This is a genomic window from Amycolatopsis sp. ATCC 39116 (assembly GCF_000231075.2).
In the GTDB taxonomy this organism is placed as follows: Bacteria; Actinomycetota; Actinomycetes; order Mycobacteriales; family Pseudonocardiaceae; genus Amycolatopsis_E; species Amycolatopsis_E tucumanensis.
In genome coordinates, this window is sequence record NZ_AFWY03000001.1 from 305199 (window position 1) to 331335 (window position 26137).

29 protein-coding genes are annotated in these 26137 nt (G+C 72.4%); 6 read left to right on the plus strand and 23 right to left on the minus strand.

Going from position 1 to position 26137, the window contains the following annotated elements; all coding sequences use genetic code 11:
* Positions 1–72: 72 nt before the first annotated feature.
* Positions 73–1455 (plus strand): MFS transporter, encoded by a 1383-nt coding sequence (locus AMY39116_RS0301610; protein WP_020415968.1) that lies wholly within the window; start codon positions 73–75, stop codon positions 1453–1455.
* A 49-nt stretch (positions 1456–1504) separates the two neighbouring features.
* On the opposite strand, the gene AMY39116_RS0301615 is transcribed toward AMY39116_RS0301610, so the two are convergent.
* Both AMY39116_RS0301615 and AMY39116_RS0301620 read right to left on the minus strand, forming a co-directional pair.
* On the minus strand, positions 1505–2392 hold the full coding sequence (locus tag AMY39116_RS0301615; RefSeq protein ID WP_020415969.1) for an SRPBCC family protein: 888 nt from the start codon (positions 2390–2392) through the stop codon (positions 1505–1507).
* Complete coding sequence (locus AMY39116_RS0301620; protein WP_020415970.1) at positions 2379–2942, minus strand: helix-turn-helix domain-containing protein; 564 nt, start codon at positions 2940–2942, stop codon at positions 2379–2381. Before AMY39116_RS0301620 ends, AMY39116_RS0301615 begins: the two co-directional genes overlap by 14 nt.
* A gap of 81 nt (positions 2943–3023) precedes the next feature.
* Here AMY39116_RS0301620 and AMY39116_RS0301625 point away from each other — a divergent pair, with 81 nt between their 5' ends.
* Positions 3024–3983: an RluA family pseudouridine synthase gene (locus AMY39116_RS0301625; RefSeq protein ID WP_020415971.1), complete on the plus strand. Its 960-nt coding sequence runs from the start codon at positions 3024–3026 to the stop codon at positions 3981–3983.
* 9 nt (positions 3984–3992) lie between these two features.
* Positions 3993–4346: a LysR substrate-binding domain-containing protein gene (locus tag AMY39116_RS42025; protein ID WP_255346829.1), complete on the plus strand. Its 354-nt coding sequence runs from the start codon at positions 3993–3995 to the stop codon at positions 4344–4346.
* A gap of 53 nt (positions 4347–4399) precedes the next feature.
* On the opposite strand, the gene AMY39116_RS0301635 is transcribed toward AMY39116_RS42025, so the two are convergent.
* The 5 genes from AMY39116_RS0301635 to AMY39116_RS0301655 are packed head-to-tail and all read right to left on the minus strand — an operon-like array spanning position 4400 to position 9208.
* Complete coding sequence (locus AMY39116_RS0301635; RefSeq protein WP_027935541.1) at positions 4400–5149, minus strand: IclR family transcriptional regulator; 750 nt, start codon at positions 5147–5149, stop codon at positions 4400–4402.
* A 30-nt stretch (positions 5150–5179) separates the two neighbouring features.
* On the minus strand, positions 5180–6157 hold the full coding sequence (locus tag AMY39116_RS0301640; RefSeq protein ID WP_020415974.1) for a cyclase family protein: 978 nt from the start codon (positions 6155–6157) through the stop codon (positions 5180–5182).
* Entirely contained in the window at positions 6150–6416 is a 267-nt protein-coding gene (locus tag AMY39116_RS42030) for a hypothetical protein (protein ID WP_148085745.1), read from the minus strand. Before AMY39116_RS42030 ends, AMY39116_RS0301640 begins: the two co-directional genes overlap by 8 nt.
* Before the next feature lie 24 nt (positions 6417–6440).
* The gene (locus AMY39116_RS0301650; RefSeq protein ID WP_020415976.1) at positions 6441–7862 is read right to left on the minus strand and encodes a TRAP transporter large permease subunit; all 1422 of its coding nucleotides are present in this window, start codon (positions 7860–7862) and stop codon (positions 6441–6443) included.
* A complete protein-coding gene (locus AMY39116_RS0301655) occupies positions 7862–9208 on the minus strand; it encodes a DUF1932 domain-containing protein (protein ID WP_020415977.1) in 1347 nt (448 codons plus the stop codon). Before AMY39116_RS0301655 ends, AMY39116_RS0301650 begins: the two co-directional genes overlap by 1 nt.
* A gap of 391 nt (positions 9209–9599) precedes the next feature.
* On the opposite strand from AMY39116_RS0301655, the gene AMY39116_RS0301660 reads away from it, so the two are divergent.
* Entirely contained in the window at positions 9600–10232 is a 633-nt protein-coding gene (locus tag AMY39116_RS0301660) for a hypothetical protein (RefSeq protein WP_235716030.1), read from the plus strand.
* Between the two features lie 81 nt (positions 10233–10313).
* On the opposite strand, the gene AMY39116_RS0301665 is transcribed toward AMY39116_RS0301660, so the two are convergent.
* Positions 10314–10718, minus strand: a complete 405-nt coding sequence (locus AMY39116_RS0301665) for a type II toxin-antitoxin system VapC family toxin (RefSeq protein ID WP_020415979.1) — start codon at positions 10716–10718, stop codon at positions 10314–10316.
* Positions 10711–10941, minus strand: coding sequence for a type II toxin-antitoxin system CcdA family antitoxin (locus AMY39116_RS0301670; RefSeq protein WP_020415980.1), 231 nt, complete (start codon positions 10939–10941; stop codon positions 10711–10713). Before AMY39116_RS0301670 ends, AMY39116_RS0301665 begins: the two co-directional genes overlap by 8 nt.
* A gap of 17 nt (positions 10942–10958) precedes the next feature.
* On the opposite strand from AMY39116_RS0301670, the gene AMY39116_RS0301675 reads away from it, so the two are divergent.
* Positions 10959–11315, plus strand: a complete 357-nt coding sequence (locus AMY39116_RS0301675) for a hypothetical protein (RefSeq protein ID WP_157358361.1) — start codon at positions 10959–10961, stop codon at positions 11313–11315.
* Positions 11316–11392: 77 nt separating this feature from the next.
* On the opposite strand, the gene AMY39116_RS0301680 is transcribed toward AMY39116_RS0301675, so the two are convergent.
* The 6 genes from AMY39116_RS0301680 to AMY39116_RS0301705 form a co-directional block, all read right to left on the minus strand.
* Positions 11393–11809, minus strand: a complete 417-nt coding sequence (locus tag AMY39116_RS0301680) for a type II toxin-antitoxin system death-on-curing family toxin (RefSeq protein ID WP_020415982.1) — start codon at positions 11807–11809, stop codon at positions 11393–11395.
* The gene (locus AMY39116_RS0301685; RefSeq protein ID WP_027935544.1) at positions 11806–12009 is read right to left on the minus strand and encodes a CopG family transcriptional regulator; all 204 of its coding nucleotides are present in this window, start codon (positions 12007–12009) and stop codon (positions 11806–11808) included. The genes AMY39116_RS0301680 and AMY39116_RS0301685 overlap by 4 nt, the downstream gene beginning before the upstream one ends.
* Positions 12010–12049: 40 nt before the next feature.
* Positions 12050–15499: a CHAT domain-containing protein gene (locus tag AMY39116_RS0301690; protein ID WP_020415984.1), complete on the minus strand. Its 3450-nt coding sequence runs from the start codon at positions 15497–15499 to the stop codon at positions 12050–12052.
* 3 nt (positions 15500–15502) lie between these two features.
* Positions 15503–15643, minus strand: coding sequence for a hypothetical protein (locus AMY39116_RS46545; RefSeq protein WP_020415985.1), 141 nt, complete (start codon positions 15641–15643; stop codon positions 15503–15505).
* The gene (locus tag AMY39116_RS0301700) at positions 15643–16281 is read right to left on the minus strand and encodes a DUF6338 family protein (RefSeq protein ID WP_020415986.1); all 639 of its coding nucleotides are present in this window, start codon (positions 16279–16281) and stop codon (positions 15643–15645) included. Before AMY39116_RS0301700 ends, AMY39116_RS46545 begins: the two co-directional genes overlap by 1 nt.
* Positions 16282–16374: 93 nt before the next feature.
* On the minus strand, positions 16375–16980 hold the full coding sequence (locus AMY39116_RS0301705; protein WP_020415987.1) for a TetR/AcrR family transcriptional regulator: 606 nt from the start codon (positions 16978–16980) through the stop codon (positions 16375–16377).
* Positions 16981–17086: 106 nt separating this feature from the next.
* Here AMY39116_RS0301705 and AMY39116_RS0301710 point away from each other — a divergent pair, with 106 nt between their 5' ends.
* A complete protein-coding gene (locus tag AMY39116_RS0301710; RefSeq protein ID WP_020415988.1) occupies positions 17087–18295 on the plus strand; it encodes an NAD(P)/FAD-dependent oxidoreductase in 1209 nt (402 codons plus the stop codon).
* A gap of 2 nt (positions 18296–18297) precedes the next feature.
* Here the strand turns inward: AMY39116_RS0301710 and AMY39116_RS47780 are convergent, their stop codons facing one another.
* The 8 genes from AMY39116_RS47780 to AMY39116_RS0301750 all read right to left on the minus strand — a co-directional run bounded on the left by AMY39116_RS47780 (position 18298) and on the right by AMY39116_RS0301750 (position 26102).
* Positions 18298–18432, minus strand: a complete 135-nt coding sequence (locus tag AMY39116_RS47780) for a hypothetical protein (RefSeq protein WP_020415989.1) — start codon at positions 18430–18432, stop codon at positions 18298–18300.
* Between the two features lie 293 nt (positions 18433–18725).
* Positions 18726–19598, minus strand: a complete 873-nt coding sequence (locus AMY39116_RS0301720; RefSeq protein ID WP_020415990.1) for an alpha/beta fold hydrolase — start codon at positions 19596–19598, stop codon at positions 18726–18728.
* Between the two features lies 1 nt (position 19599).
* A complete protein-coding gene (locus AMY39116_RS0301725) occupies positions 19600–20283 on the minus strand; it encodes an isochorismatase family protein (RefSeq protein WP_020415991.1) in 684 nt (227 codons plus the stop codon).
* Entirely contained in the window at positions 20270–20935 is a 666-nt protein-coding gene (locus AMY39116_RS0301730; protein ID WP_020415992.1) for an SRPBCC family protein, read from the minus strand. The genes AMY39116_RS0301725 and AMY39116_RS0301730 overlap by 14 nt, the downstream gene beginning before the upstream one ends.
* On the minus strand, positions 20932–21429 hold the full coding sequence (locus AMY39116_RS0301735) for a (2Fe-2S)-binding protein (RefSeq protein ID WP_020415993.1): 498 nt from the start codon (positions 21427–21429) through the stop codon (positions 20932–20934). The genes AMY39116_RS0301730 and AMY39116_RS0301735 overlap by 4 nt, the downstream gene beginning before the upstream one ends.
* Positions 21426–23828, minus strand: coding sequence for a xanthine dehydrogenase family protein molybdopterin-binding subunit (locus tag AMY39116_RS0301740; protein WP_020415994.1), 2403 nt, complete (start codon positions 23826–23828; stop codon positions 21426–21428). The genes AMY39116_RS0301735 and AMY39116_RS0301740 overlap by 4 nt, the downstream gene beginning before the upstream one ends.
* Entirely contained in the window at positions 23825–24688 is an 864-nt protein-coding gene (locus tag AMY39116_RS0301745) for a xanthine dehydrogenase family protein subunit M (RefSeq protein WP_020415995.1), read from the minus strand. Before AMY39116_RS0301745 ends, AMY39116_RS0301740 begins: the two co-directional genes overlap by 4 nt.
* Before the next feature lie 19 nt (positions 24689–24707).
* Positions 24708–26102, minus strand: a complete 1395-nt coding sequence (locus tag AMY39116_RS0301750) for an MFS transporter (RefSeq protein ID WP_020415996.1) — start codon at positions 26100–26102, stop codon at positions 24708–24710.
* Positions 26103–26137: the final 35 nt, after the last annotated feature.

The following is a 26137-nucleotide window of genomic DNA, read 5'->3' on the forward strand; positions in this document are numbered from 1 at the left end:
CCGCCGCCGGGACCGGCGACAATGTTGTCCCCACGACTCCGCACCGCGGCGGAGGGCGAGGAAACGAAACCCATGACGACTTTCGCTGCCGGCAGCCCCGAGGCGGCCGCCAAGGCCAACGCCGCGCTGGTGGCGCGGCTCGAGCGGCTACCGGTCACCCGCCGGCTCCTGATGATCCGCATCATCATCGGCACCGCCACCTTCTTCGACGCCTACACCGTGCTGGTCATCGCCTTCGCGATGCCCAAGCTGGTCACCGAATGGCACCTCACCCCCGCGTGGGTGGGCATGATCCTCTCCGCGGGATACGTCGGCCAGTTCGCCGGCGCGATCCTGTTCGGCTGGCTCGCCGAACGCATCGGCCGCCTGCGCACCCTGCTCATCACCATCGTGCTGTTCGTGTCGATGGACATCGCGTGCCTGTTCGCCTGGAGCGGCGCCTCGATGCTGGTGTTCCGCTTCCTGCAGGGCATCGGCACCGGTGGCGAGGTGCCGGTGGCCAGCGCCTACATCAACGAGTTCGTCGGCGCCCGCAAACGCGGCCGGTTCTTCCTGCTCTACGAGGTCATCTTCCCGGTCGGCCTGCTCTTCGCCGGGCTCGCCGGCTACTTCCTGGTGCCGGAGTTCGGCTGGCGCGCCCTGTTCGTCGTCGGGCTCGTCCCCGCCGTGCTGATGATCCCGCTGCGGGTGTTCATGCCCGAATCCCCGCGCTGGCTCGCCGCCAAGGGCAAGTTCGACCGCGCCGACAAGGTCGTCACCATGCTCGAACGGGAGGCCGTCAAGGAAGGCAAACCGCTGCCCGACCCGGTCCCCCGCCCGGTCACCGCACCCGCCACCGGCTCGGGCTGGCGCGACCTGTTCCGCGGCATCTACCTCAAGCGCACGCTGATGCTGTGGGCGCTGTGGATCACCGTCTACGTCATCAACAACGGACTGGTGACCTGGCTGCCCACGCTCTACCGGCAGGTGTTCGACCTGCCCCTGCAGACCAGCCTGCTCTACGGCTGGATCACCTCCGCCGTCGGTGTCGTCGCCTCCATCCTGTGCGCGCTCTACATCGACAAGGTCGGCCGTAAACGCTGGTACGCCATCGCGTTCCTGGCCGCCACCGTGCCACTCGTGGTGCTCACCGCCCTCGGCGCCACGACCGCCACGCAGGTGGTGATCCTCGCCCCGATCGCCTACGCCATCCTGCAGACGATCGCGTTCTCCCTCTACCTCTACTCCGCCGAGCTCTACCCCACCCGCCTGCGCGCCGTGGGCACCGGCTTCGGCAGCGCGTGGCTGCGCGCCGCCTCCTCCGCCGGCCCGCTGCTCGTCGGCTTCGTCGTCGCCGGACTGGGCATCCGCTACGTCTTCGCCGCCTTCGCCGTGGTCGCCCTGATCGGCGGCGTGATCACCATCCGGCACGCCGTCGAAACCAAGGGCCAGGTGCTCGAGGAACTGTCCCCTTGAGACGGTCGCCGGCGGAGAGTGCCCCGGAACGGGTTCCGGGGCACTCGTCTCACTGGTCGATCGTCAGCATGCCCTCGGGGACGCCGGCGATCTCGGTCCGGCGCCAGATCGAGTGCCGGCCCGGGAGTTCGTGGTAGCGCCGGAGCCCGGCGATGCCGCCGAGCCAGCCGCCCCAGGCGGCGTAGGGCGGGTTGTCCGGGTCGAAGCCGCTGTGCCACATGGTGAGCCGGGTCTTGCCGCCGGAGCCTTCCAGCTCCCAGCTGGTGGTCTCGCCGTCGGCGAACAGCAGGGCGGCCTTGCGGCCCGGTTCGAACTCCACGAACTTGGCCCCGCCGGGGTCCAGTTCGAACCCGCCCATCGCGAAGCGGCCGCCCAGCCGGGGCTCGATGTCCACCTTGGCGCCGAACCACTTGCGGAACACCTCCGGCTGGATCATCGAGTCGAACACCTCCTCCGGGGCCGCGTCGATGACGACCGACGCGCGCAGTTCGCCGGAGGTGAAGTCGACCATCGGGGTGAGCTCACGGCCGGCCAGGTAGTCGGCCAGGTTGGCGATCGCCAGCGACCAGAACGTCTGCAGCGCGCCACGGGCGCCGGCCTGGTCCGCGATCACCGACTCGAAGCTGGGCAGGTCGCTGTGGGTGAGCGTGACCAGGGTGCCGTCCTCGTCCTCGGCCAGCTCGAACTGGACGGTGGCCTCCACCCCGTCCACGGTCCACGCGAACCGGATGGTGCGCTCGTCCACGTGCAGCACGCGCTGGTGCGGCTCGGCCCCGTCCGGCGTGTAGCGGCCCCAGAACTCGTATCTGCCAGGCAATTCGACCTCGGCGTGCTCGGCGAGCCAGACGCGCAGCGCGGCCGGATCGGTCAGCGCCTGGTAGGTCTCCTTCAGCGGGGTCGGCACGATCGCGGTCAGGAGCAGGTCAGGTTCGGTCATCGGGTTCTCCTCTGGGATAGCAGGCGACGGCCAGCCGGAACGCGTCGCCGTCGGCCCCGCCGTAGCGGGTGAACAGGTCCTGCAGTGTCTGCTGCAGCTCGTCGAGGAACGCCTTGCGTTGCTCCGGGCGCACCCGGATGTCGCCGGACACGCCGATCGACGGCAGGTCCGGGCGGGTGAGGTCGAGCGCGGCGATGTCCGCCTGCACGTCCTCCATCAGGTCGACCAGGTAGCCCAGGCTGAGCCGGTCGCGGGTCTGCCGCAGCCCGATGCGGCCCACCAGGGCCGGCGACAGCCAGTAGGACCGGCCCGCCGCCTGGTAGATCCCCTCGTGGATCCCGCGGACCCGGCGCTGGGCCACCTGACGCGCGAGGCCGGCGTCCAGCAGGCGCTTGACGTGGTAGTAGACCCGCTGCGGGGTCTGGTCGAGCTCGAGGGCGACCTCGGTGCACGACCGGGGCTCGGCGAGTCGCCGCAGCACTTCGATGCGCTGCGGCTTGAGCAGGGCCTCGGCCTGCTCGATCTGATCGAGGTAGACGACATCTCTCATGGCAAAAATGAGTCTTTATGTAAAAGAAGTTTTTGTCAATAGTGCCGGTGCACCTCCCGGGGGCGCCGGTAGGGTCCACCCGTGTCACGCAGGCCGGCTCCGCTTCCGCAGCGCCACGGGCTCGACCCGGCGCGGCTGAAGCTGCCCGCCGAGGGGCCGTGGACCACGATTCGCGACCACCTCGCCGAGCGCCTCAGCCGCCTGCCCGCGGGACGGCTCGACGAGATGCTCGCCGAGGGGCGGATCGCCGGCGAGAACGGCCCGGTCACCGCCGACACCTCGTTCCAGCCCGGTGGGTTCGTGTGGTTCCACCGCGACCTGCCCGACGAGGTGCCGGTGCCGTTCCCGATCGGCGTCGTGCACCGCGACGAGCACCTCGTCGTGGCCGACAAGCCGCACTTCCTGGCCACGATTCCGCGGGGACAGCACGTGCTGGAGACCGCACTCGTCCGGCTGCGGCGCGACCTCGGGCTACCGGAGCTGAGCCCGGCGCACCGGCTGGACCGCGCCACGGCCGGGCTGCTCCTGTTCGTCACGCGGCGCGAGTACCGCGGCCGGTACCAGACCCTGTTCCGGGACCGTCGCGTCAGCAAGGAGTACGAGGCGGTCGCGCGCCACGACCCTCACCTGGACCTCCCCGTCACGGTGCGAAGCCGGATCGTCAAGGACCGCGGGAGCCTCACCGCGCGCGAAGTCGACGGACCGGTCAACGCCGAGACCCGCGTCGAACTGCTCGAGCACGCGGACGGCCGCGGCCGCTACCGGCTGGTGCCCGCGACCGGGCGCACCCACCAGCTCCGGGTGCACATGAACCACCTCGGGATCCCGATCCTGGGCGACCGCTTCTACCCCACCGTCGTCGACGCCCCACTCGACGACTTCCGCCGCCCGCTGCAGCTGCTGGCCAAGACGCTGGAGTTCAGCGACCCCATCACGGGCGAGCGGCGCCACTTCGAAAGCAAGCTGACGCTGGGTGCGTGGGAGTCCTATGCGGACTGGAGCGGCGACGGCGAGACGGGCAGCGCGGCGCGTCCCGGGTGATGCGGTTCTATCAGCCCAGCCGGGGCCGACGCCGACTGGATTGCGGCCGCGGAGGGCGCCCCGTCGATCGACTCGCTGCTGCACAACTGCCGGGCCGCCGGCTTCACACCCGAGATCGCCCACCGGATCGACAACTTCGGTGACATGGCGCGCCTGGTCGAGGCCGGCGCGGGGGTCACCATCGTGCCGCGGCTGGCCGTGCCGCGCGAACTGTCCCACCTGGTCGCCGGTTCGGTGGCCCACGGCACGCGGCGGATCTCGGTCAGCCGCCGCCGCGGCACGGCCGGCCACCCCGCCGTCGCCACCGTCGTGCACGCGTTGAAAGCCGTGATCCGCGACCGAGCGCCCGCTCCCCTGCCTTGAAGGCATGTGCGCGGCGACCCAAAAGGCTGGCGAGCCGGAGGCGTGCTGCCGGCTCAGGAGACGCGGCGCGAGATCGCGAGCGCCGCGCGCTGGAGTTCCACACCGAGCTCGGGGACACGGTCTTCGGGGATGTCGGCGAAGGTTCCGGTCACCTGGACCGCGGCGGTGGCGCCCGCCGGGTCGGGTACGGCGGCGGCGACCGACGCCATCCCGGGTTCGCGCTCACCGCGAGCCTGGGAGTATCCGCGGTCCCGGATGGTCTTCATCTCGGCCAGGAAGTCGTCGCGATCGAGGGGGCCGCGGCCCGGGTCCCCGAGCTGCTCGAGGAACTCGGTCAGCTCAGTGTCGTCCAACTGGGCGGTGAGGGCCTTGCCCGCGCCGAGGTGCAGGGGCAGCCGTTCCCCGATGGGCAGTTCGTAGCGCAGCGGGCTGGCGCCGTCGACGCGGGCGAGCACCACGCGGGACCAGCCGATCCGCTTGAACAGGGACGCCGTCAGGCCGGTCGCGGCGGCGAGGTCGTGCAGGATCGGGCGGGCGGCGGTCAGCAGCGGACTCGTCGTGAGGTAGGCGTGAGCTCCGAAGATCAGGGCGACCCCGGGCCGGTAACCGTTCGCATCCCGTTCGACGCGGCCGCGCGCCTCGAGCACCCCGAGAATGCGCTGGGTGGTGGCGACCGGCAGCCCGGCCCGCCGGGCGATCTCGGTCAGCCGCAGGGCGTGCTGGCTGGAGTCGATGACCTCGAGGATGTCGATGGCCCGCTCGAGCGAGCGCATGCTCGTCGCGGGCTTGTCCGGCTCGGCCATGAGCCACATCTTCCCACACAGTGAGCACAGTCACCGGAGTGCGGTGGCGTTGGGTGGCGAGCCGACCCCTCCGACGAGGTGCAGGGGCTTGACGGTGACGAGCGCGTCCCACCTCCCGTGGACCCGGCTGTCCGCCACCAGGTCGGTGAGGTTCCACAGCTCCCCGAGGGGCACGCCGAGCTTGGCGATGAGCTCCTGGTGCATCATGCCCGCGTCCTCGGGCGCGCCGGCCAGGTAGGTGTCGGCGGCGACCGGCAGGACTTCGACGGCGAAGGTGTCGGTGGCGAACAACGCGACCTGGTGGTCCCACAGCCACTCCGGCAGGTCATGGGTCTGCCGGAAGCCGGTGGCGCGGCGGGCCTCGCGGACTTCGGCACGCAGGGCGGGCCCGGCGTCGAGGAACCACCGCGCCCACCCGGTGTGGACCAGCACGAGGTCCCCCGGACGCACGCGTTCGCCCTGGGCCCGCAGCGCGCGGTCGAGGACGTCCACGTCCAGCGCGGGACCACGCCGGTGGTCCAGCGGCGCACCCTCCGCGGCGAGAAGCCCGGCCACGTCGATGAGCAGGCCACGTCCGACGATCGGCTTCTCGGCCCAGCGCTGAACACCGAGCGCCGGCCGCCCCGCCCGGATTTCGTCATCGGGCACCCCGTTGTAGAAGCCGTACCCGGACGCGCGCCGGTGCCGCAGACCGTCGACCTGCGATGTGGCCTGCAAGTAGAACTCGCGCAGCACGTCATCGCGAGCCTCGGCGTGCGCCGACAGCAGCTCGTGGCGCGGCGCTTTCCGCGCACGCGCCATCGGCGGGTCGAACGCGTCGAGGGCGTGGTCGAGGCTGAAGACCGCACCGCGGCTGACGCAGGCGAGCGCGTCGAGCACCTGCGCGGGACCGGCGAAGTTGGCCATCCCGCGTTCGGGATCGTGCTCGAAGACGCCCCAGCTCGAGCCGGGCGGGACGTGCCCACGCAGCTGCGCGTACGTGGGCACGTCCATGCGGTTGTCAGTCACGGTCGGGGTCCTGCTTGCGGTAGGAGAGGGCGAAGGACAGCAACCCGGCGACGGAGGCGCCCCCGAACGCGTAGGGAGCGACGGCCGCGGCCCAGTGGCGGGCGGCGGTGGCTTCGCCTGCGGCGAGGGTCGCGATCTGCCCGACGACGATCGCCAGTCCGGCGAGGAGGAAGAACACGACGGTGAGGGCGAAGAGGAAGGTGGCGATCCGGACTGTCCGGTTCGGACGGGAGGTGATCTGGTTCATCGTTGAACTCATGGGTCTGTTCCTTCGGTTTCGGCGTCAGACGGGGAGCACACCGACGGCGATGCCGACGCCGAGGGCGAGGATGGGCAGGCAGTAGTACTTGAGCAGGGGCAGGAAGGTCTTGACCGGGTCGACCCTGGCGATGCCGGCCGCGACGTAGATCGGCGCGCCGGAGGGCGGAGAGGCTCCCTCGGTCGAGGCGAAGATCAGGACCGCGGCGGCGGCGATCGGCGCGGGAACGCCGGCGCCGACCAGGGCGGCCACCGCGACGGGCCCCACCGCGGCCATCGTCGCGCTCGCGGTGAGCGGGATCGCGATGGCCACGATGATCACGCCGATCGCGATCGCCATGATCCACGCGGGCGCGTCGAGCCCGGCCAGCACGGTCTCCAGCTGCCCGGCGAGGCCGAGGTCGGCCAGGACGTTGGACGCGGAGAACGCGGCGACGATGGTGATGCCGATGACGCCGAACGACGGCGCCGCCTTGCCGATCACCGACCACCACCCGGAGGCGGTGCGGGGCAGGTGCTTGCGGCCGAGGAACAGCACCAGCGCGATCATCAGCACCGGGATCCAGGTGATCAGGCTGATCACGTCCGGCATCGAGTAGGGCTGCGCGGGCAGTTTGGTGCCGTCGGCGAGCGCGACGGGCTTCTTCAGGGCCTCGCCGACGCCGGAGTACGTGCCCAGCGCTTCGGCGACCGGGCCGCGGGTGAGCAACAGCGGGACGAGGATCGGCAGGAACAGCAGCAACGAGGTCCAGCCGGAACGCAGGCTGCGGCCGAACGGGATCCGGTCGCTCTCGGCGATCGGTTCGATGCCGTTGCGCCGGATCAGGAACCACGACAGCACGATCCGGTAGCCCAGGCACCACAGCCCGGCGATGGCGAGGGGTTTGACGATCTCGTCGGCCTGCATGATCCCCTGCGCGGCGAGCCCGCCGACGAGGATGAACATGGTGGCCGAGAACGGGAACGTCACGCCCATCCCGGCGCCACCGGCGACCACGGTGGCGGCCAGTTCGGGCTTGACGCCGGACCGTTTCATCCACGGCACGGTGACCGAGCCGACCGCCGCCGTGACCGCGGCGCCGACGTGGGCGATCGCGCCGAAGATGCCGCCGGCGACGGTGGCCGTGTAGACCGGGCCGCCACGCAGCCGGCCCAGGACGGAGTTGAGCAGGTCGATCAGCTTGTCCAGCACCGGGGTCTTGGCGAGCAGGTAGGACATGAACACGAAGGCCAGCCCGGCGAAGGTGACCTCCTCCTGCATCGAGTCGACCACGGCGTGCTGGATGGCCGACCACGCGGATCCGCCGTCCTCGGTGCCGCCGAACACCGCGAAGCCGCACACGGCCACGAACCCGAGGATCATCGCCTCACCGATGTTGCGCTTGAACACCGCGTTCCACACGATGATGACCGCGACGAACGCGAGCAGAGCCCACACCCCGGTCATCACGCCGTCCCGGCGAGGATCGCGGCGCGGCGCTGCGCCTCGTCGGCTTCCACGGCGCGGCCCCCGAGCAGGCTGGCCGCGGCCTCGGCCGCCGGGATCACGATGACACCGTCGTCGTCGCCGACGACCACGTCGCCGGGCCGCACGACCACCCCGCCGACCGCGACCGGCACGTCCACCTGGCCAGGGCCGTTCTTGTACGGCCCGGCCGGGCAGGCACCGCGGGCCCACGCCGGGAAGCCGATCTTCTCCAGTTCGCTCACGTCGCGCAGCACCCCGTCGGCCACGATGCCCCGGACCCCGCGGCGCTTGGCGCGCTCGGCCATCAGCTCGCCCAGCAGCGCCCGGCTGGTGTCGCCGCCACCGTTGACGACCAGCACGTCACCCGGCCGTGAACAGGCGATCGCCCGGTGCAGGGCCAAGTTGTCGCCGTGGGGCACCCACACCGTGCGGGCGCGGCCGACTACGCGGGCGCCCTTCCACAGCGCGTGTATTCCGCCGTCGAGCATGCCCATACGATCGCGCGCGTCGCCGATGTTGGCGACGGCGAGTCCCTCGAACTCCGGCCACAGGTCCTCGGCGGGCGCGAGCGCGGCGTCCGCGCGGCCACGGTGCACCTCCGCGGTGGCCCGGGTCATCACCGGCAGCACCCCGAGTGAATCGAGCAGTGCCGCGGCAGCGTCGGCTTCACCAGCGCGCCGGGCGGCGTGTTTGAGCGTGCCGTCGTGCAGCCGGTTCACCGCCGCGTCTCCGCCGGACAGTTCGCGGGCCATCTGCTCACGCACCCAGTCCTCCGCGCCCGCCGCGCGACCCGCCAGGACCGACTCCACGATCAGCGCGCCCAGGCCCTTCATGAAGGTGCTGCGCAGCAACTTCCGGCCGGACGCCGCGCCGGGTGCTCCCCCGATGTCGTCCACGCGCGCACCCAGCTGCTCGAAGGTCGTGGCGGCCCGGGCGGAGGCGTGACCGCTGATGATCACCGGGGTGGCGGCGCCGTGGGCGGGCACCGACCCGATCACCGCCACGTCGGCGAACCGGCTCTCGCCCACCGTATTCGCGATCGTGCGCTTGACCTCGGGCGCGGCCGCGTTCATGTCCACGTACACGGCCGCGGGCGGCAGGAACCGCGCGACCGACTCCGCGGCTTCGACCGCGGCGCGCCCGCCGACCAGGCTCAGCACCACGTCCGCGTCACGGACCGCCGCCTCCGGAGTGTCCGCGCGTTGCACGCCCGCCGGCGTCGCGTTGTCGGCGGGGTCGTACCCCACCACGTTCCAGCCGCGCGCGACAAGGCCGGCCGCGTAGAGCGTCCCGGCCTCGCCGAGCCCCAGCACCGACATCCGCATTCTGCCTCCTTGCAGATTTCCACACAGTGGTAAGTCCTACCGTTATGCGGATAGTATTGCCACAAGATGAGAGCAGAGTCAACGGTGAGCTGCGCCGGTCCGCCACGCCGATCACACGGGCGCACAGCGGCGCGCCGCACGGTGGTGCCGTCGGCGGCGTGCTCGAGTGCCCCGGACCTTGCCCATAGCCGGCACGTCACATCGGGGCTCGGCGCGCACGACCACTGTCCGATGTGGACCCGCGCCGTCCACTTGGCCGGGATGCTGCTGGTCGTCTTGCGGTGTCAGGACCAGCCGATCCGGACAGTTCCCCGGCGTCGCGTAGAAGCCGGCCGGGTCCGCCACCGCACCGCCATGCAGCGCCCGTCCGGAGCGGGTCACAATGGAGCACATGAAGAGGGGGCTTCGCCGCTGCATGCTGGCCTTGCTGGGCGTCTTGACGCTGGCAATCCCGTCGGCCGCGGAGATGACGAGGCCTGCGGCGCCACAGGTTGCCGGGCCGCCGCCGGTGGTGCCGGGCTGCGAACAGGGTTGCGAGACGATGTTCTCCGCCGCGCTGCCCGACGGGCACCGGCTCGACGGGCTGCACGGAGTCGGCGGCAACGTGCTGGCGTACTGGGACGGCGCGAGCCTGGTCGACACGACACAGGTCCGTGGCAGCGACGGGCAACCCTACGAGCGGGTGACGGCCGGGCTCTGCGGCGCGGGGCGGTGCGCCGTCGCGTTCGAGTTCGGCGCGCACTCCGCGGCCGTCGCGGCGCTGCGGCTCGACACGAAGATCACGGTGGACACCGCGGTGGAAGGCGTGGCGGCCGACGTGCGGGACCTCAACGCCGACGGTGTGCCGGACGCCGCGGTGCGACAGAGCACGTACGAGCCCAGCTTCGCGCTCGCCCCGCTGTACTGGATGACGTATGTGCAGCAGGACGACCACCTGGTGCCCACCGGCTGCACGACACCGGTGCAGGCCTACGAGGAGGCCCCGATCACCGTGGCGACCGGGGCTTGCCCGACGAACGTCTAGAACGCCAGGACGCTTTGTCGGCGCGTAGCCGTCGAGGACGGTTGGCGGGGGTCGAGCCGGCTCAGCCCCTTGACGCGTCGACTACCGGCTGATCCCTTCGGCCAGGGAGGTCGCCCGGGCGAGACGCTGATCGGTGGTGAGAACCCGCGCGTGCAGGCGCGCGGCGAGCTCGACGTAGAGCGCATCAGCGAGTCGGAGATCCGCCCGGCGCGCCCAGGCGCCGGCGGCGAGTTCGACGACCGGATGCCGCGTGACGGGGATCGTGGCCAACGCGTTCAGCGCCACGTCGACCTCGGAAGCAGGCAGCTCGCCGGCACGCTCCAGTCGCCCCAACGCGGACAGGACCTCGGCATCCAGGTGCGCCGGCGCGTGCAGGACGGTACCGGCGAGCCGCTTCTTCGCGGCGGCCGCGTAGTCGGTGCCTGCCAGCAGGTCCACGAGCACCGACGCGTCCAGGACCGCGATCTCCGCCGGCGCGTCACTCATCCTCGGCACCGGCCAGCTCCGCGCGAGCGCCGTCCAAAGCCTCGACAGCAGCCTCGTGCGAGACTGTTCGCCGCGGCGACGGGAGGGCGTCCAGCCAGGCGTCCATGGCACGACGTTGCAGCTCGTCCGCGATCGCCGCCTGCACCAGCGCGGACACGTTCAGGTCCGCAGCCTTGGCGCGTGCGGCCAGCTCATCGGGCACATAGACGTTCAGCCTCGCCATACACACACTATACACACATGCCAGGCGGGTTGCTCATGATCATCGGCGATTTCGCAACCGGGGCGCGGGATCAGGGACACGCCTGCTGGGCGGCCAGAACGCCGCGACACTGGAAGCGGGGCAAGTTCGATCAGGACGAGACGGTGTTCGTCGACGAGGGGTACACCCTCACCGGGGGCGGCTGGGAATGCGCCGAAAACGCCCCGAACAGCCACCGGTACATGCCGCTCTCTTCGCGCGGCGTCTGCAAGAACAAATCGACCGAGGGCTGGCGCGGCTGGGTGGTCCGGGTCCTGCCGCCGCGTGGCGAGAAGGGGGAGGAGGACGAGCACATGTGGGTGTACGCCTGCGGAATCCGCATCAAGCCGGACTGATCATCCAGGCCTGTGCGCCGCACACCGAGGCGGGTGCGCGGCGCACGGGGCGGTCGACCAGGTTCCGCGAACCGCAGTCAGGTTTCGAAGCGGAAGTCGGCGGGACCACGCGGCGGAGCGAGGTCAGGCCGGGTCCATCGGGCCAACCGCTCCGCGGCCTCCGCATACTGGACCGCACCCGTGGAAACCCCGATGACGAGGTCGTACGCCTCGTCCTCGGGCGCATCGAGATCGAGACCGTTCAGACCGTAGAACACGAAGACGGCCATCCAGCCAAGCCGCTTGTTGCCATCGATCAGCGGATGGTGGCGCACGCTCGACTCGAGCAGGACCGCAGCCTTCTCATGGAGGCCGGGGTAGGCGTCCTGCCCCATCACCGACACCTTCGGGCGGTGCGCCACGGAGTCCAGCAGGCCCGCATCCCGCACCTTCGGCACTCCCAGATCCGATGCGAGAGCGAGCAGGTCCTCCAGATCGAGGTAGTCGATCCTCACTGGGCCAGCCGGTCGAGCAGCGAGGCGTACCGGCTTCGTCCCTCCTCGGACAGGGCGCGCACCCGATCATCCCGAACCCGGCGCGCCGCGGCTTCACCAATAGCACGCACCACTGCCTCGTGCTTGCTCACGCCTTGAGCCTCCGCGAGCATCGCGAGCGCGCGCTCCTGCTCCTCCGTCAAGCGCAGCGTCATCGCCATGCTGTCCATGATACCAGTCTGGTATCAAGATCGTTTGCTGTCAGGCGCCGAAGTGGACGTGGGCTGCCCAGAGGGACGGGAGGTTCGGGTAGCGGTCCCGCAGGGCGCGGATCGTCCGGTGCACCGCCGCGGCCGCGGTGCCGGCTCCGGACGACAACAAATCCGTGTAGATCTGCTGCGTCAGCGACGGCGCGACGGCGTCGTCGACCCGCCACAGTGTGCCCACCACCTGCGCGAACCCGGCGATCTGGAACGCCGCCGCCGGGTGGATCGCCTCGTCGGACAGGGTTTCCGTCGTGCGGGCCGTGTCACAGGCCGACAGGTAGGCGAACCGGGCGCCGGGCAGGCGCAGGTGGGACACGTCGACCACCCGCAACGCCTGATCGTGCAGCACCAGGTGGCTGTCCGACGGGTTGGCCGGGTCGCTGTAGCCGTGGCAGGCGAAGTGCACCCAGCCGGCGCTCGGCAGCGCGTCCAGCACAGCGTCCCGGGTGGCGCCGGGGCCGGTCAGCACCGTGGCGCCGGCCACGCGGGCGAGGAAATCCGCTTCGGCCTGGGCGCCGGGCAGGTCGGGACCGTCCGGTGTGGACGGCATCGCCACCACCAGCAGCCGGTCGCCGCTCCCCTGCCGCTGCGTCCGCGCGTGAGCCAGCGCCCGGACCGTCGGCGTCACCGACGAGATCACCCTGTCCACCACCGTGGGGCCGCCGTCGCGGTGATGACCGGCGGCGTGCAGCGGCAGCAGGCTGAGCACCCCGACCGGCGCCCACCAGATCCGCGACGCCGCCCCGAGCGAGTCCAGCACGGGGCCCGCCACGGTGTCCCACAACCATTCCAGCGTCTCGTGGATCGCGCGCTCGGCGGACAGCCGCTCGTCCGGCTCCGCGGCGAGCGCGGCACGGAACGCCCGCACCCGTTGCCCCAGCGCCTCTGAGCTCAAGTCGGGCAGCGGCCGGACCTGCACGCCGTCCGGGGTGAGGATCACCGCGTCGCACCGGTAGCCGCTCACGTTCACGTAGACGACCGGGCCCTCGTGCGCCTGCGCGGTCAGGTCGGCGAGCGACGGCGGCCGGAGGAACCGGTCCAGCCCGGGCAGTTCCCGGATCCGCGCGGCCAGCTCCTCCAGTTCCCCGGCGAGCGCGAGGCGATCCCGGCTGGTGTCGGTTTCGAATTCAGCGCCGAGCGCTTCGAACTCCGCCGCCAGCTCGGGAGCCCGCTCGCGCAGCTCGGTCAGGTCGCCGCGGCTGTCGAGCGCCTGGGCCGCCAGCACACAGCGGCCGGATTCCAGCATGATCACCGCGCCCTCCGGATCGCCCGCGTCGAGCGCGCAGGCGGCCGCGTCCGCGGCGAGCCCGGCGAAACGGCCCAGCCAGTACTGCGCGTCGCCCCAGTCCAGGCGGCGGCCGGCGAGCTGGGGCAGCAGCCCGACCGCGACGGCGTAGCCCTCGGCCGCGGAGGCGGGCAACCCGCCCTCGGCGGCCAGCTCGCCCCACCGGTCGGCGGCCCCCACCCGTCCGACCGTCGGCGATCCGGCGGACAGCGCGGCCTCGCGGTACACGTCGAGCGCCTCGGCGAGCGCGTCGCGGTCGCCGAACCGGCGGAACCGCAGCCGCAGCGCGTCCGCGAGCGTGGTCAACGTGGTCGCCCGCGAGAACGACCCGCTCCCCCGCGCCCGCACGGCTTCGCGGGCGAGCGCGACGGCCTCGTCGAGGATCGCCGGGTCCTCCTCGCCCGCGCCGGGGCGGGCGAACCAGTCGTGCAGCGCAGCGGCGAGGCCGGACACGTAACCGGCGCGCTCCGGGCTGCCGTCGGCGGCCGCGGCCACCGACGCACGGCGGGCGGCGATCGCGTCGCGCAAGGCGTTCTGGTCGCCGAACCGGGCGTAGGCGGTGCCCAGGACGCCGCCCAGGTTCGCCAGGCGCAGCGCCCGGTCGGGGTCGTCCACAGCGGTGGCGTCGACGGCGGCGCGGTGGACGCGGATCGCCTCGTCGAGCGCTTCGGCCCGGCCGGTCCGCTCGAACCAGTCGGACAGCATGGTGGCGAGGTTGCCGAGGTGGTTGGCGTGCCCCGCGACGCGCCCGGCGCCGAGGCGGACCGATTCCCGCGCGGTGTCGATCGCCTCGGTCAGCACGTCCAGCTCGCCGGTGACGCGGAAGCGGTGGTGCAGGGTCGCGGCGAGGTTGGCGAGGACCACCGGGTGGTCGGGGTGCCCGGCGGTGGTGGCGGCGGTTTCGCGGGCCACGTCGATCGCCTCGGTCAGCGGTGCGAGCTCGCCGGTGGCGGCGAACAACGCGTTCAGGGTGACGACAAGGTTGCCCGGGTACTGGGGCCGCCGCGGGTCCCCTGGCCGCGCGCAGCGGACCGCTTCCCGTTGCAGCGCCGCGGATTCGGTGAGCGCGTCCAGGTCGCCGAACGCCTCGCCGCGCTGGGCCAGCGCCGCGGCTAGGTGGTCCAGCCGCTCGGCCCGGTGCGGGTGCCCGGCCGGGGTGGCGGCGATCGCGGCGCGGCCGTGCCGGATGGCGCGTTCCAGCAGTTCCGGGTCGCGGATCCGGGTGAACCCGGCGGCGAGCTTTCCGCACGTCTCCGCCTCCACCCCGGCGCGCTCGGCCAGGCTTCCGCTCGCCGGTTCGGCGGGTTCGCCGGTGAGCGCGGTCCATTCGCGTTGCGTGAACAGCAGGTTCGTGGAGAACCGCGAGTACCTCGGGTCGCCGGGCGGGGTGAGCGCGAGCAGGGTCGTGCGGGCTTCGAGCAGCTCGGCCAGGTCGTCCCGGGCGCCCGTGAGTCGGTGGCGGTCGTCGAGGAGCTGGCAGTGGAACGCCAGCCGGTCCAGCTGCTCGGCCGAGCCGGGCGGGCTGAGCTCGACGCCGCGCCGCGCCGCGTCGAGGGCTTCGGGCAGGACCGCGGGATCGCCGGTGTGCGTGAACCAGCGGCGGAGCAGGACCGCGAGGAAGTGCAGGCTGCGGCCGGCGAGGTCGTCGTCGGGCGAGTTGCGCACCGCGTCCCGGGCCTGCTCGATGCCTTCCCGCAGCGCGGCCTCGTCGCCGGTGGCGGTGAAGACCGTCAGCAGCGCGACGACGAGGTTGTCCTGGTAGTCGGCCTTGTCCTCGGGCGTCGCGCCGTCGACGGCGCGACGGCTCCACCACACTGCCTGGTCCAGCGTGTCCAGGTTCTGGTTGTGCTGGAACGCCGTGTGCATCACGATGCCGAGGTTGTTGGCGTAGGAGGCTTCCTCGGCCGGGCTGCCCGCAGACAGCAGGATCGCCTCCATCAGCCCATCCACGGCTTCCTGCAGGTAGGTCAGGTCGCCGGTCTGGTGGAACCGGGTTTGCAGCAGGCCGCCCATGTTGGACAGGTAGGTGGTGCGCTCGTCGCCGTGCTCGGTCGCGAGCGCCTTGCGGCCGCACTCGATCGCGGTCTGGACCGAGGCCGGGTCCGGGCTGTGCCGCGCCACCCGGTAGGCGTCCCAGAACCGCTTCCCCCAGTCGGTCACGGGTCAGTCCTCGGCGGCCTGCGAGGTGCCCGCGGATCCGGCGGGCGGCTCGTCGGGTTCGGTGACCTCGCGCTTGGGCGTGTAGCCGCGCGGCACGCTCGTGCGCAGGATCTCCAGCTCTTCGGGCGTGAGTTCGTGCTCCATCACTGCTCCTTCCCCTGGTCCGGTTCGACGAACTCCAGCACGTCGAAGTCCTCCGCCCGCAGGCGCAGGCCCGCCGTCCCCTGGACACGTGCGCCGAAGGTGCCGTCCGGGCCCATCACGCGCGCGGATTCGAGGTACAGCTCGGGCGGGTGCGGGTAGGAGGAGGCGTAGGAGCGGTGGCCGTACCAGCCGCCCGCCCAGTTGCCGTCCTTGAGGCGGACGCGGATGAAGCACGGTTCGCGGTCTTGGAAGGCGTGGTCCCACGCGGTGGGGGTGCGCAGGTACCGCGAGCCACGACGGCGGCGTTCCACCAGCGACACGGCGGCGGCCGCAAGGGCCGGGACGACGAGGAACAGGAGCACGGCCACCGCCCCGACGAGGCGGGGCTGCTGGGTGAAGCCGGTCCAGTCGCCGGGCCCGGTGCCCTTCGCGAGGCGGACGAGCGCGGGCCCGGCGACGATCGCGTAGGCGGCGTCGAGGGCGATGGAGGCGACGATCGCGCGCAGCACCCGCTCGCCGAGGTCGCGCTCCCCCGGCACCGGCCCGCGCCGCCGTTCGCGCACGAACTGGTAGGTGATGCCGGGCAGCACGAGGAGGACGAGCAGCGCGAGCTGCACGACCGTCGACGGTGCCTGCATCGCCTCATCCCCTCGCTCGCGCGGGCATGATCACGCTAGCGGCAACGCCGCCCTGCGCGGCGCGGAACCGTCCGGTTTCCCCCGAACGTCGGCTCAGCCCAGCAGGTACCGCACGGCGAAGTCGCCGAGGTCCAAGCCGTCCCGCCCCCCGGGGAACTCCGGCCCGTAGGCCGTCCGCACCACCATCGTCGAGAACAACATCGTGAACACCAGCCGGACCGCCGCGGGCGGGTCCGGGTGCGTCACGGGTGCGCGCAGCACGACCTCGGCGAACCGCTCCCCGACCTCCCGGCTGTACCGGGCGCCGCGGCGGTGGATCTCGGCGTCGGCGCCGGAGATGAGCACCACCGACCGCAGGAACTTCGCGTGCCGGGCGAAGATCCCGTCGAGCTCGCCGACCGCGTCCCGGACGAGCCGTTCGGGGGTCAGCCCGTCCCAGCGCCCGGCGTCGGCGAACACCTCCTGGTCGGCCCGGATCCGGGCGATGCCGTGCTCGTAGACGGCCAGGAACAGCGCGTCCTTGTCGTCGACCCGGTCGTAGAGCGCGCGCGGCGCCACGCCCGCCCGCTCGCAGACCGCGGCGATGGTGAAGGCCTCGTAGCCGCCCTCTTCCAGCAGGGCGACACCCGCGTCGAGCACGCGGTTCCACGCCTCCCGGGTGCGCTTCTGCCGCGGCGGGCGGATCACCGGACTGCCCACTGTTCTCCTCTCCCGAGCTTGACAGAAGCGTAGCGCGCACTTCATTCTTCCGACAGAACGTAGCGATCGCTACGGTTTGACTTTCGACTCGACGAGGAGCCGGACCATGACCACCCACCGCGTCGCCGTGATCGGCGCCGGCCCGGCCGGGATGGCGACCGCGCTGTCCGTGCGCCAGGCCGGCCACGACGTCGTCCTGCTGGAGCGCTACCCGCGGGCCCGGCCGGCGGGCAACATCCTCAACCTGTGGCCACCGCCCATCAAGGCGCTGGGCCTGCTCGGCGTCGACGTGACCGACCTGGGCGCGCCGTGTCATTCGGAGTTCCGCACCGCCGCCGGCCGCACCCGCGCGTCGATCGACCTGCCCGCCGAGGTGGTGCGCGACTACGGCGGCGGGTTCATCGGGCTGCTCCGGCCCGCGCTGTACGAGCGCTTGCTGGCGGCGCTCCCGTCCGGCGTCCTGCGGGTAAACTGTCCTGTTCGGACGGTCGAGCAGGACGAGAACGGGATCTCACTGACGCTGGCCGATGGTGAGGTGTTGGAGGCCGACGTGGTGGTCGGCGCGGACGGGATCGACTCGCTGGTCCGGCGCACCCTGTGGGGTGAGTCGCCGAAGCGGGAGCACCACCTGCACATCTTCGGCGGCTACACCTTCGACGCAACCGCTGAGCGCGGGCTGTGCGTGGTGTCCCACGACCGCACCGTGCAAGGCAGCTGGACCTCGATCCGGCACCAGGGCCGCGACGGGTTCCAGTGGTGGGTGCTCACCGCGCACGACGCGGCGGCCGAGTTCACCGGGGACCCGCATGCCACGGCCACCGCACTGGCGGCCGGGTTCGCCGATCCGCTGCCGCGCCTGATCGCCGCCACGCCACCGGAGAACCTGCAGCGCTGGGTCCTGCGCGATCGCAAGCCGCTGAAGCAGTGGTCACGCGGCCGCGCCACCCTCGTCGGCGACGCGGCGCACCCGACTTCGCCCTACGCCGCCTACGGCGCGGGAATGGCCATTGAGGACGGTTACTTCCTCGGCCGCAGGCTGGCCGGGATCGACCTGTCGGACTTCGCCGCGGTGCGCCGCGCGCTGGAGGCGTTCGAGGCGCCGCGCAAACCGCACACGGCGCGGCAGTCGCAGCAGGCGTGGCTGCTGGGCAAGGTGTTCCACCACGCGCCGCGCCCGCTGCGTGCCCTGCGCGACCTCGTCCTCGACCACACGCCGCTGCTGCAGAAGGTCGTCGGCGAGTCCTCCCCCGGCGAGATCCTCGAGCAGCTCGACGAGATCGACCGCGCGGAGCGGGCGCTGGGGCGGGCGGGGTAGCCCTACGCCAGGCGGGTCCCGGTGAAGGCCGCGAGCTCGGACAGGAGCTCGTCCTGGAACCGCTCGTCCCCGGCGGCGGCGTGCGGCTCACGCGGCTGCTGGTGGTACCAGTAGCCGCCGCGGACACGCCGGGCCACAGCCGGGCGACCGCGAACGCCAGCGCCGTCACGAACAACTTGCCGTCCGAATAGGACGCTGTCGCGCGCCGGCCCGCCCAGTTCACGGGCAGGATGCGCGCGCCGGTGTAGACGCCGGCGTTGTGGATCCCGGGCCCCCGCGACGCTCGCCTGGTAACCGACGGTCAGCGGAACCCGGGCAGTCCGGCCAGGGACGCGGGTTCGGCCTACGCTGCAGACGACCAGCGAGCCGGCGCCGGGCACCTCGATGACCTCGTCGACGGTGGCATCGCCGCGGGGTGGAGCGACCGGGCTCAGAGTTTCCGCAGCGCGTCACGCAGGGTGGCCAGTGCCGTTTCGGGCTCGTCCCAGAACACCATGTGTCCGGCGCCGGGCACGGGCACCAGTTCGGCGGCCGGGTTGGCGCGGGCGGCTTCGGCGGCGCCGTCGGCGGTGACGACCGGGCTGTCGCCGCCGTAGAGGAGCACCGCCGGGGCCGGCACGTGCGGCCAGTCGGCGAAGAAGTCCTCGGACTCGAAGCTGGCGTGGGTGGCAGCGATCGCGGCGCGGGAGCACGACGACAGCCACCGCGCGCGCAGCTCCTGCTCGCGGCGCGGCCACCGGGGCCAGGACCGCGCCACCTCGTCGGCATCGGTGCCGCGGCGGGCCTGGTCGAGCTGCCCGAGGAAGGCCTCCAGCGTGGTGGGGTACGCGCCGCGCCCGGGGCCGCTCATCGGCGGGTCGACCAGGATCGCGCCGCGCAGCTCGTGGCGGCCGGTGACGGCGGCCCGCGCCGCGATCCGCGCCCCCATCGAATGCCCGAGCAGGATGGGCCGTCGCAGGCCGAGGCCGGAGACGACCGCGTCGACGTCCGCCGCGTAACTGTCCAGGTCGTAGCCCGCCGGCTCGGTGTCCGCGCTGTCGGACAGTCCCCGGCCGCGGACGTCGAGCACGAGCGGGCGCACGAGATCGGTGAGCTCCCGCGCCACGAAGTCCATCGTGATCGCCGGGCTGGTGATGCCGGGCAGCACGAGGACCGGGACACCGTCGTCCGGTCCGTAGTCGAGCACGTGCAACCGCACCGCACCCGACCGGACCCAGCGGCTGGTCGCGGGAATGTCGGCGAGGTCGGCCAGCGCGGGCTGGGTCAGCGTGCGGGCGGCCGGGGACTCGGACGGGAACACCATGTCAGGAAACCTTTCTGCCGGCTCGATCGGGCGCGCCCAGGTAGGCCACGGCGTCGTCCAGGCCGATCACGTCGGCGTATTTCGCGTGCAGGTCGAACAGCGCGGCGTCGTGCGGCCCGCGCGCCCGGTCGCCGCACGCTTCGCGCACGACGAGCGTGTTGAAGCCGGACTGCACGGCGTCCACGGCGGTCGCCCGCACACATCCGGAGGTGGTCGCGCCGCACACGAGCACGGTGTCCGCGCCGAGACCGGTCAGCAGTGCGGCCAGCCCGGTTCCGTGGAACGCCGACGCGCCCTTCTTCAGCACGAGGTGGTCGCTGTCGCGGCAGTCCAGCCGGGGGTCGAGCGCGACGGCGTCGCTTCCTTCGCGGAGGCTGCGCATGCCCGGCGCTTTCCGGAGCCACGCCACGCCGTCGCCGTCGGCCTCGGCGGCGGTGTAGCTGATCGCGGTGTAGACCACCGGGATGTCACGGCGCCGGGCCGCGCTCACGAGGGCGGCGGCCGCGGTCACTTCGGCGGTGAGGTCGGCCCCGGACGGGAAACCGGGTTCGGTGAAGCCGCGGGTCAGGTCGACCACGACCAGGGCCGGGCACTGTCCACGAGGGACAGTGGCGCCGAACCCGGCACGGTCGTAGACGGCGTCGGTCTCCGCGCCGTGCAGTCCGCGGTGGTCATCGACGGGCACGCTGCAACTCCTTGATCAGTTTGTCCTGGGTGCGGATCCGGCCCAGCAGCCAGCCCTGGAACAGTCCCAGCGCCGCGGCGGCCGCGATCGGGGCGTACCGCTTGACGCCCGGGGGAAGCAGCATCGCCAGCCCGTCGAGGGTCTCGCCGCCGTCGGCCGGGGCCGGCGTGCGCGCGGCAGGGGCGGCGGCCGGGCGGGGCTCCTCCCCCGGGCCGCTCAGCTGGCCGGCGAGGTTGCGGGCGAACTGGTCGAGCAACCGGGCCGAGACGGCGCTGATCGCGCTCTTGCCGAACTGGGCGAGCTTGCCGCGGATCGACAGGTCGGTGCGGAGGTCGATGGTGGCGCCGCCGGGGCCCTCGCGGACGGTCAGCGTCACGTCGGCTTCGGCGTCGCCGTTGCCGTGCGTGTCCGCTCCCCGCGCCGACAGTCGCAGCCGCCGCCCGGCGGTGTCGACCTGGGTGAAGCGCACCCGGCCGGAGTAGGCCGCGGTGATGGGGCCGACCTTGACCTTGACCCGGCCCAGGTACGCGCCGTCCTCCTGGCCGTCGAGGGTCGCGCCCGGCAGGCAGCCCGCCACCCGCTCGACGTCGTTGATCAGGGCGAACACCGCGTCGGGGTCGGCCGGGACGGACAGCTGGTTTTCCAGGATCACGATGTCGCTTCCTTCTCGGTGTCACGGCGGCGGGCCGCCGTCGCCGTGACGGCGTCCACAATGGTCTGGTAACCGGTGCAGCGGCACAGGTTCGCCGACACCGCCTCGCGGATCTCGTCGCGGTCCGCATCCGGTCGCTGGGCGAGGAAACCCTCGGCGAGCATCAGGAATCCCGGTGTGCAGAAGCCGCATTGCAGACCGTGGTGCTCGCGGAAGGCCTGTTGCAGGTCGGAGAGTTCGCCGTCCCGGCTGAGCGATTCGACGGTGCGGATGTCGGCGTCTTCGGCCTGCACGGCGAAGACCAGGCACGCGCGAACCGGTTCGCCGTCCACGAGGACGGTGCAGGCTCCGCAGACGCCGTGCTCGCAGCCCGCGTGCGCGCCGGTGAGACCGAAGTCGTGGCGCAGCACGTCGAGCAGCGTTTTGCGAGGCTCGACGACGGCTTCGTGCTCGCTGCCGTTGACGGTCAGGACGATCAGGTGGCGGTCGGTCATGCGGGCCTGCTCCGTTCCGGGTCGCCTGCCGCGTCGAGCGCGGCGAGCACGGTCTGCGGGTGCACCGGGGTGGTGTCGAGTTCGACCCCGGTGTGGCGCAGCGCGTCGTTGATCGCGTTCAGCACCGCGGCCGGCGCGCCGATGGTGCCGCCCTCCCCGGCGCCCTTGGCGCCGTTTTCGGTGAACGCGCAGGGCGTTTCCAGGTGGGAGACGGTGATGTCGGGGATCTCGGTGGCGGTCGGCACGAGGTAGTCGATGAAGCTGGCGGCCGACGGTTCGCCGTTGTCGGCGTAGGTGACCTCCTCGAACAGCGCGCCGGCGATGCCCTGGGCGATCCCGCCGCGGCACTGCCCGTCGACGACCTGCGGGTGGATCACCACGCCGCAGTCCTCGACGCACGCGTAGCGCAGGATCGTGATGCCGCCGGTGCCCGGATCGGCTTCCACGACCACGGCGTGGGTGGCGTTGGAGAAGGTGCCGTCGCCGGGCACGTCGAAGCTCGCGGTGGCCGTGAGCGTCGGCTCGACGTCCTTGGGCAGCAGGTGGCTGCGCAGGTAGGCGACGTCGGCGATCTCCTCGAACGACGCGCGGCGGCCGGGATCGTCGATCTGCACGACTCCGCCCTCGCCGTCGAGACGGACGTTGTCCGGCTGGGTGTCGAGCAGGTGCGCCGCGATCCGGCACAGCAGCTCACCCAGCCGTGTGGCCGCCAGCGCCACGGCCGAACCGCCGATGGTCACCGACCGCGACGCGAAGGTCCCCCACCCGTAGGCGATGCGCTCGGTGTCGCCCTGGCGCAGCTTCACCTGGTCGATGTGCAGCCCCAGCCGGTCGGCGACGATCTGCGCGAGCGTCGTCTCGTGGGACTGCCCGTGGTTCATGGTGCCGCTGGTGACGACGACCGAGCCGGTGGTGTCCATCCGGATCTCCGAGATGTCGAACCCGGGCACCACGGCCATCTTGCGCTTGGCGAAGGCGCCCGACCCGTACCCGGTGCGCTCGGAGAAGCAGCAGAACCCGATGCCGATGTGCCTGCCCTCGGCGGCGGCCTTGTCCCGGAACTCGTACCACCCCTCGTCACGCAGGGCGGCTTCGGCCAGATCCAGCGATTCGCGGTAGGTGCCGGGGTCGTAGGTGACGGCGTTGACCCCGGTGTAGGGGAACTGGATGATCAGGTTGCGGCGCCGGATCTCCAGCGGGTCGAGGCCGAGTTCGCGGGCGGCGCGCTCCATGACCCGTTCCATCGCCATCACGTACTGCGGCCTGCTGACGCCGCGGTAGGGCGCGGTGGGCGCCTTGTTGCTGGTGATGGCGCGGGCCCGGACCCGGTAGGCGGGCACCTGGTACACGCTGGGCATCTCCGCCGAAGCCATCAGCGGTTCGATCCCGGCGGTGAACGGGTAGCAGGAGTAGGCGCCCATGTCGCACACGATGTCGACGTCCAGCGCGGTGATGCGCCCCTCGGCGTCGAACGCGGCCCTGGTGCGGTAGCGCTGTTCCCTGGCCAGGAATCCGGCCGTCAGCGCCTCGCGCCGGTCTTCGATCCACTTCACCGGCCGGTGCAGCCGGCGGGCCGCGGCCGCGACCGCGATCTCCTCGCGGCCGACCACGCACTTCTGGCCGAACCCGCCGCCCATGTCGGGGACGGTGACGCGCACGGTCCGCTCGGGCACGCGCAACGAGCGGGCGAGCGCGGTGCGCACCTGGTGCGGGACCTGGGTGCACATCTGCACGAGCAGCTGGTCGTCGTGGTCGTCCCAGGACGCGAGCACCCCGCGCGTTTCGAGCGGGAGTGCGTTCTGCCGTCCGCTGCGGGTGACGACCTCGACCACGCACCCGGCGTCCGCGAACGCCTCGTCCACCCCCGGGGTGTCGAACATGGACACATCCAGCAGCACGTTGCCGGGCGCTTCCTCGTGGACCAGGGGCGCATGCTGAGCGAGCGCGGTCTCCTCGGAGACGATCGCGCCGAGGGGCTCGTAGTCCACCACGGCCAGTTCGGCGCCGTCCTCGGCGACGTAGGGGTCGCGGGCGACGACCAGCGCGACCGGTTCGCCGACGAACCGCACCTTCTCCCTGGCCAGGATCGGCATCGCGGTCGGCGCGAACTCCTCGGGCGGGCGGTCCAGCAGCGCGACGATGTCGCCGAGGTCGAGGTCGGCCGCCGTGTAGGCGGCGACGACCCCGTCGACCGCCAGGGTGGCCGACAGGTCGATCCCGGTGATCCGGCCGTGCGCGATCGTCGAGCGGACGAAGCACGCGTGCAACATGCCGGGCAGCTGGATGTCGTCGACGAAGCGTCCCCGTCCGGTGAGCAGGCGCGGGTCTTCCCGCCGGGGCACCGACGCGCCGACCCAGCGTCCGCCTCGCCCGTCGAACTCGGGAGCTGCGTCGCTCATCGCGTCACTCCTTCCTGCCAGGCCTGGTGCAGCGCACTGGCGACGAGGGTCCGGGTGAGCCGGCGGCGGTAGGCGCTGCTGCCGGCGGCGTCGTCGGGCGGGTCGACCGCGGCGGCCGCGGCGTCGGCGCACGCCGCGAACAGCTCCGGCCCGGGCTCGCCCGCGGCGAGGACGGCCTCGGCCTCCGGGACCCGGATGGGCGCGGGCGCCACCCCGCCGACCACCACCCGGCTGCCGTCGCCGTCCAGACTGACCGCCACGTCGACGATCGCGAAATCACCGTGGCGGCGGGCGAACTCGGTCAATGCCGCCCGCGGCGCGGGCCGGGTGAAGCGCACCGCCGTCACGACTTCGTCCGGTTCGACGGCGGTGGTGTAGAACCCGTGGAACATCTCCGCGGCCGGGATTTCCCGCCGCCCGCCCGGCCCCTCCGCGACGATCACGGCGTCGAGGAGGAGCGCGAGCAGGCACCACTCGGCGGTGGCGTCGCCGTGCACGATGCTGCCCGCCACCGTGCCGCGGGAGCGGATCGGCAGGTGCCCCACCCACCGCATGGCGCGGGAGAGCACGTCGAAGCCCGGCCCCAGCTTCGCCACCTCGACCGTCCGGTGCGTGACCAGCGCGCCGATCTCCAGCTGCGCACCCTCGCGCCGCAGGCCGGTCAGCGCGGGGTCCCGGCGCAACGGCCCCAGGTCGACCAGGGCCGTCGGCCGGGCGAGCCGGAAGTTCATCATCGGGACCAGGCTCTGGCCGCCGGCGATCAGCTTCGGCTCCTCCCCGGCCGCGGCGAGCTCGCCGAGCAGGCCGATGGCGTCGGGGACGTCGTGGGCCCGGTGGTAGGCGAACGCGGCGGGCTTCACTGTCTGGACCTCTCCTCGCTCACGGCACCTGCGTGGTTTTCGCGGGCGCCACGGGGTTCACCGGCTCCGCGATCCGGTCGAGCTCGCGACCGCGGGTCTCCGGCGCCCCCAGCATCATGAACACCACCGCGGCCACCACGAGACCGCCCAGCACGGTGAATGTCAGCGGCAGCCCGAGCACCGGCCACAGGAGGCTGCCGAACACCAGCGGCGCGAAGCCGGTGACGGCCCGGCTCGACGACGACGCCCAGCCGAACCCGGAGGCACGCAGCTCGGTCGGGTACAGCTCGGACACGTAGGCGTACATCACCGGGATGACCACCAGCGCCAGCATGCCGAACGCGCCGATCGCGATCACCGCGCCGGTCGGCGAGCCCAGCAGCAGGGAGAACACCACGAGCGAGAGCGCCGCGAGTGGCCCGGCGACGGCGACGATCCGCTTGCGGCCGACCTTCTCCACGAGCAGCACGGCCACCGCGACGCCGACGATGCCCAGCGCGTTCATCAGCGCGGTGGAGGCGAAGGCCGCGATCTCGCCGAACCCCTGGGCGCGCAGGATCGAGGGCATCCAGCTCAGGGCGGCGTAGTAGACCAGCATGACGCTGATGAACAACGACCAGGCGACCGCGGTGATCCGGGGGTTGAACGCCCACACCCGGCGCAGCTGGTCGAAGGCGGCGGCGAGCGCTCCCCCGCGCTTGTCCTCCACCACGGCCGGCGGGATCGAGTACGGCTCGGCGGGCGCGCCGGTGCGGCGGACGAGGTCGTCGATGACCGCGCGCGCCTCCGCTTCCCGGCCCTTGCGCACCAGGTAGAGCGGGGATTCCGGGACTCCGCGCCGGACCCAGAACAGCAACAGCGCGGGCAGGATCATCAGCACCAGCATCCAGCGCCAGTTCCCGGACACCGGGACCAGCAGCGTTGCCGTGACGGCGGCCAGTGTCGTGCCCACCGGCCACCAGCCGTCCATCGCCGAGAGCACCCGGCCGCGGTGCCGCCGCGGGGAGAACTCGCTGACGATCGCGTAGTCCACCGGGATGCACCCGCCGAGCCCCACCCCGGCCAGGAACCGCAGGGCCAGGAAGACCTCCACGTTCGGCGACAGCGCCCCGAGCACGGAGAACAGGGCGAACACCAGCAGCGTGATGCTGAACGCGCGTTTGCGGCCGATGCGGTCGGCCACGGTCCCCCACACGACGGCCCCCACCGCCATGCCGATCAGGTTGGCGGTCGCCACCAGCCCCTTCTGCCCCGGCGACAACCCGAACTCGGCCCCGACCAGTGGGGTGAGGAACCCGTTCAACGCGACGTCCCACGCGTCGAACATGTAGCCCAGCCCACCGATGAGGAAGATCTTGCCCTGCACGCTCCAGCGCCAGGGCAGGTCCTGGACGATCTGATCTCCGGTACGCATGAATCGCTCCGTTGCCGTTGTCGGCCAGTTCGCCC